Genomic DNA, 4,432 nt, shown 5'->3' with positions numbered 1-4,432 from the left:
GCAGTTGGGCTACTACACGGTACGCACCCTCGACCGCGCGACCATCGGCTTTACCGGGGTACGACACAGCGAGGAAGCCGACGAAGAAGTCCTGAACCTCTACTACCGGTTCGCACCCGAATCGCAAGGCCAGGGCTACGCCAAGGAAGCCGCAGCCGCCGCGATTGCGAGCGCCCGCGAGCGCTTCCCGACGTTCCCCATCGTTGCCATCATCGACCCTGTGAATGAGGCGTCGATTGGCCTAGCTGTGAGGCTCGGACTTGCGCATGTTCCCGGAGCGGGCGTTCCCGGCGACTACGAGGTGTACCGGCTTTCCTAGGTGGGAAAGTCCGCGTTGGTTGGGACTGTTCGGTGGGTATTGGGGCACGCACGGTTATTGATACTCAAAACCACCGGCGAGGGCCCCTCCTCAACAGAACACTAGCTAGATACCGAGGAAGCCTCTTCACGTTGGTGTCCACTCTTGAGTGGTTTGCTATGAGCTGAGTATAACGAAAAACTGCAGTCATCGGCTCTCTCCTGATTCATGGAGGGTCAACGGCTGCAGTGTGGATAAGAGAATATCGCAGATGGTTGTTAGATACAACCCTTCGGCGCCCCCTCTACTATCGCTTTCCGGACCTTTGGGCTTAGCACACCCACCGAAGGTTCGTCGATAGGCAAAGGTCCCTAGGGCTTTGTTGCGGTAATGGCGAATTGGAGTGGTAGGCGCTCGGGATTATCGCGGAGGATGAAACCGCGGGAGTCTTCGACCATCAGCTCCGGCCACGGGCACCACGCGGAGTACGGAGTTTCCTCAAGAGCGGTGACGGTCAGCCCCGCGTCGATGAGCGCAGTAACAATTTCGCCGAGAGAGTGGTTCCACTGATGGTTGCGTGGGCTAGCAAGTTTTGGCGCTCCTGGAGTGGTGACGTAGCTTTCCTCGTCCTCCCAGGTGAGCGGATCAGGCATTTCAAAATACGGCTGCTCAATGCGCAGACCTTGGGAAACGTCCTCTCCGATTGTCATGAACATGGGGTGGTCGTCGCGGATGAAAAACATGCCGCCGGGAGCGAGCAGCTTTGCGACGACCTCCGCCCATCGACGCACCTGCGGAAGCCAGCACAGCACACCTGCGGAGGTGTAGACGAGATCGAATTCGCCGTCGACCGCTTCTCGAGCGTCATAGACGTTGCTCTGGATAAACTCCACGTCCGCGTCGGCTTGGGCGGCGAATTCGCGGGCGTATTTGAGTGACTCCGCAGAGAGATCCACGCCGATGACTCGGGAGGCTCCGCGGCGGGCAAATCCGATGGTGTCGGTGCCCACGTGGCATTGCAGGTGACACACGGACTTCCCGGTGAGGTCGCCGAAGCGGTCAATGTCCACCGCGAGGACATCGCTAATAGCTGCCTTGTCCGCGATCAACTCATCTTTACCGCCGTAGTTGCCGAACATGTGGGCGTGGGCCCGTGAATCCCAGTTGGCTTGGTTATCCGCGAACCAGGAAGCGGTCTCGGACCGCGGTGAGTTAGTCTCCGCGTGCATCGTTACTCCCTCCTACGTCTCATTCCGTTGCCTAAGTTACGCAACTTTAGTTATATTGAAATCAATCGAGACCCCCTCCGAGCTTCCCGTAAGATCAGCGTCATATGAGAGGGGGCTTTTACCTCGCGGTTACGGCGGCTTCGCCCTCATACCGGAACGGCATCGCACGTCCTGAGCATTCTTGAGCTTGTGGCTTCGCCCCGAGAACTCACAAAGCACAACCGTGTAATTCGTGCCACAATGCGGCGGTGTGAGGATCGAGAAGCAACGCTCCCGAAAACCGTCCAGCAATCCGAAGTACGCAACCTCCCCCTCCACCACCCACTACCGCGGCACGTCGCCGGCGCGCATGCGGGCGTCGAGGTTCCGCAATAAGCAGCGAATCCCGATGATCCCGGCGTGCTAGGAAGCTACAGGAGTTCGTCGATAAGCGAGCGCACGCGATTGTCAATGTCGTCGCGCACAAGACGCATGCGCTGCATGCCCTCGATGCCGCGGTGCGAGGGTTCGTCGGTACGCCAGCGCTCTAGCGTGCCGCGTGCGTCGTCGGGCATGTCCACCTGCGCGTCTTCGCCGAGCACCACGACGCGATCAACGCTGCGCAGCAGTTCGGGATCGATTGGTTTGGGCGTGCCGTGCGACATGTCGGCGCCGGCCTCCGCGATCGCCTCGACCGATTCCTGGTTCAGCGATGTACCGGGTTTGGTACCAGCGGAGTGGATGCCGAGCTGGCTACCCGCGTGCTTCTCTGCGAGCGCCGCCGCCATCTGGGACTTGCCGCCGTTGCCGACGCACACAAACAGGACTGAGGGCTTCATAACGCCTCCTTAGGACAACTTGGGCAAGGTGGGATCGCCCGGGAACAGTTTCGGGCCGATCCCACGCATGAGGTAGACGAGGCCGACGAGGATAGGGATCTCGATAAGCGGCCCGATCGTGCCCGCCAACGCCTGGGCGGACGTGGCGCCGAACGTGCCGATCGCAACGGCGATGGCCAACTCGAAGTTGTTGCCCGCCGCGGTAAAGGACACGGACGCGGACTGGGCGTAGCCCATCCCGGATGCCTTGGACACCACGAGTGCGATAGCGAACATGCCGACGAAGTAGCACAGCAGCGGGATCGCCACACGTGCCACCGTCCACGGTTGAGAGAGGATCTGGTCGCCTTGCAACGAGAAGAGCAGGACGATTGTGTACAGCAGGCCGATCAGCGCGAGCGGGGAGATCCGGGGCAGGAAGGTGTTTTCGTACCAGTCGCGGCCCTTGGTGCGCTCACCGATGATGCGAGACAGCAGCCCGGCGAGCAGCGGTATGCCCAAAAAGACCAGGACAGAGGACACGATCGCCCAGAAGGAGAACTCCACCGAGGTGGTCTCCAAACCCAGCCAGCTCGGCAGGATTTGTAGGTAGAACCAGCCGAGTACCCCGAACATGAGAACCTGGAACACCGAGTTGATGGCCACAAGCACTGCGGTGGCTTCACGGTCGGCGCAAGACAGGTCCGACCACACCAGCACCATGGCGATGCAGCGGGCGAGGCCGACGATGATTAATCCGGTGCGCAGCTCCGGCTCATCCGGCAGGAAAATCCAGGCGAGCGCAAACATGAACGCGGGGCCGACGATCCAGTTCAAGATGATGGACACGGTCATTAACCGTTTGTCGGTGGCAATCTCGCGGGTCTTGTCGTAGCGCACCTTGGCCAAGGGCGGGTACATCATCACCAACAGGCCGAGCGCGATCGGAAGCGAGATGCTTCCGACTTCGAGACTCTCAAGTGCGCCCGAAAGTCCCGGCACTGCCCGTCCAAGAGCGAGGCCCGCCGCCATGGCGAGCATGATCCACACTGGTAGGAAGCGGTCAAGAAACGACATACGCTCTACTGGCTGAGAGGTTGTGTCTTCCATCTGGAATCCTTATCTATTGACAGCATTCAAAACGAACACTAAGCCTCATATTTATCACCGTCAATATGACGAGGTAGGAAGCATGAAGGATTACGTCGCCACTACAGAAAACACTGACCTCGACTGCTGCTCACTGGGCTCCGGCTTGCTCTCCGAAGACGACGCGACGCGCTACTCAGCCCTATTCAAAGTTTTAGCGGACCCCGGACGGCTACAACTTCTCTCCAGAATCGCCGAAGAGGGCTGCGAGCCGATGAGCGTGGGCGAACTCACGCAACGCTCCGGGCTAAGCCAACCGACAGTTTCCCACCACCTCAAAATGCTTACCGAGGCCGGCCTCCTAGAAAAGAGCCGCCAGGGCAGGACGGTCATACACCGGCTGCGCCCGGAGCTATTCGCGGAACTTCGCGCCGTGCTGCAGATGGACTGAGACTAACGGCGCAGGGCTTCAATGTTTGTCATTCATTACCGAGGTCAAACGCGTCGACTCGTGAAAGGCTTCGTGGATCCATCCGGGTGGTGATGGCGATGCGGTTCCACGCGTTGATTGCGACAATCGCCATCAATACGTTTCGTGCTTCCTTTTCGCCGAGCTGCTCCTCGACGCGTTCCCAGAGTTCATCCGGAACGGAGCTCTCGCCGTTGATTCTCGTCACTGCATCGGTCAGTTCGAGAACGGCTCGTTCTTTTTCGGTGAACTGCTCGCGATTGTCGGTCCAGTTCTCCGCCTGCGAGACGCGCTCCTTGGACCAGCCATCTTTCCTTGCGTCCCGTCGGTGCATTGCCAGGCAGTAAACACATTGGTTCAACGCAGATGCACGAAGTTGGACGAGGTGTGACGCGTCCTTTTCAACCCGTGCGCGCACATAGGTTTCCAGGCCTAGCATCGGAGCGTAAGCAACTTTGGGGATCGGCTTGCGGGGTGTGTGCGACATGCCACGACAGTACACATCAACTCCCCTTACTGTTGCGACCGGTTATTTGGTAGCAGTGTCGTG

Annotated in this window: 7 protein-coding genes; 3 read left to right on the top strand and 4 right to left on the bottom strand. The window is 59.6% G+C overall.

The features are described 5' to 3' along the window. The coding region (locus tag HMPREF2736_RS12585; RefSeq protein WP_246819551.1) for a GNAT family N-acetyltransferase at positions 1-319 on the top strand (319 nt) is incomplete at its 5' end. Between the two features lie 350 nt (positions 320-669). Here HMPREF2736_RS12585 and HMPREF2736_RS02130 read toward each other — a convergent pair. Continuing rightward, positions 670-1,527: a class I SAM-dependent methyltransferase gene (locus HMPREF2736_RS02130; RefSeq protein ID WP_070614949.1), complete on the bottom strand. Its 858-nt coding sequence runs from the start codon at positions 1,525-1,527 to the stop codon at positions 670-672. Between the two features lie 250 nt (positions 1,528-1,777). Here HMPREF2736_RS02130 and HMPREF2736_RS12330 point away from each other — a divergent pair, with 250 nt between their 5' ends. Continuing rightward, entirely contained in the window at positions 1,778-1,933 is a 156-nt protein-coding gene (locus HMPREF2736_RS12330) for a hypothetical protein (RefSeq protein WP_168163602.1), read from the top strand. A 4-nt stretch (positions 1,934-1,937) separates the two neighbouring features. Here the strand turns inward: HMPREF2736_RS12330 and HMPREF2736_RS02125 are convergent, their stop codons facing one another. Next, entirely contained in the window at positions 1,938-2,345 is a 408-nt protein-coding gene (locus HMPREF2736_RS02125; protein ID WP_070828782.1) for an arsenate-mycothiol transferase ArsC, read from the bottom strand. Positions 2,346-2,354: 9 nt separating this feature from the next. Next, positions 2,355-3,434, bottom strand: coding sequence for an ACR3 family arsenite efflux transporter (gene arsB / locus HMPREF2736_RS02120; RefSeq protein ID WP_070421733.1), 1,080 nt, complete (start codon positions 3,432-3,434; stop codon positions 2,355-2,357). A gap of 82 nt (positions 3,435-3,516) precedes the next feature. Here arsB and HMPREF2736_RS02115 point away from each other — a divergent pair, with 82 nt between their 5' ends. Then, positions 3,517-3,864, top strand: a complete 348-nt coding sequence (locus HMPREF2736_RS02115; protein ID WP_070828781.1) for an ArsR/SmtB family transcription factor — start codon at positions 3,517-3,519, stop codon at positions 3,862-3,864. Between the two features lie 28 nt (positions 3,865-3,892). Here the strand turns inward: HMPREF2736_RS02115 and HMPREF2736_RS02110 are convergent, their stop codons facing one another. Beyond that, entirely contained in the window at positions 3,893-4,369 is a 477-nt protein-coding gene (locus HMPREF2736_RS02110; RefSeq protein WP_070421776.1) for a carboxymuconolactone decarboxylase family protein, read from the bottom strand. Positions 4,370-4,432: the final 63 nt, after the last annotated feature.

Source organism: Corynebacterium sp. HMSC036E10 (assembly GCF_001836265.1).
GTDB classification, from domain to species: domain Bacteria; phylum Actinomycetota; class Actinomycetes; order Mycobacteriales; family Mycobacteriaceae; genus Corynebacterium; species Corynebacterium coyleae.
The sequence above is the reverse complement of the archived record's forward strand: the minus strand, read 5'-3'. Positions and strand labels throughout refer to the sequence as shown.

Coding starts and splice junctions, on each gene's coding strand:
- arsB (WP_070421733.1), bottom strand. CDS start 3,434: ATGGAAGACACAACCTCTCAGCCAGTAGAGCGTATGTCGTTTCTTGAC.
- HMPREF2736_RS02115 (WP_070828781.1), top strand. CDS start 3,517: ATGAAGGATTACGTCGCCACTACAGAAAACACTGACCTCGACTGCTGC.
- HMPREF2736_RS02125 (WP_070828782.1), bottom strand. CDS start 2,345: ATGAAGCCCTCAGTCCTGTTTGTGTGCGTCGGCAACGGCGGCAAGTCC.
- HMPREF2736_RS02130 (WP_070614949.1), bottom strand. CDS start 1,527: ATGCACGCGGAGACTAACTCACCGCGGTCCGAGACCGCTTCCTGGTTC.
- HMPREF2736_RS02110 (WP_070421776.1), bottom strand. CDS start 4,369: ATGTCGCACACACCCCGCAAGCCGATCCCCAAAGTTGCTTACGCTCCG.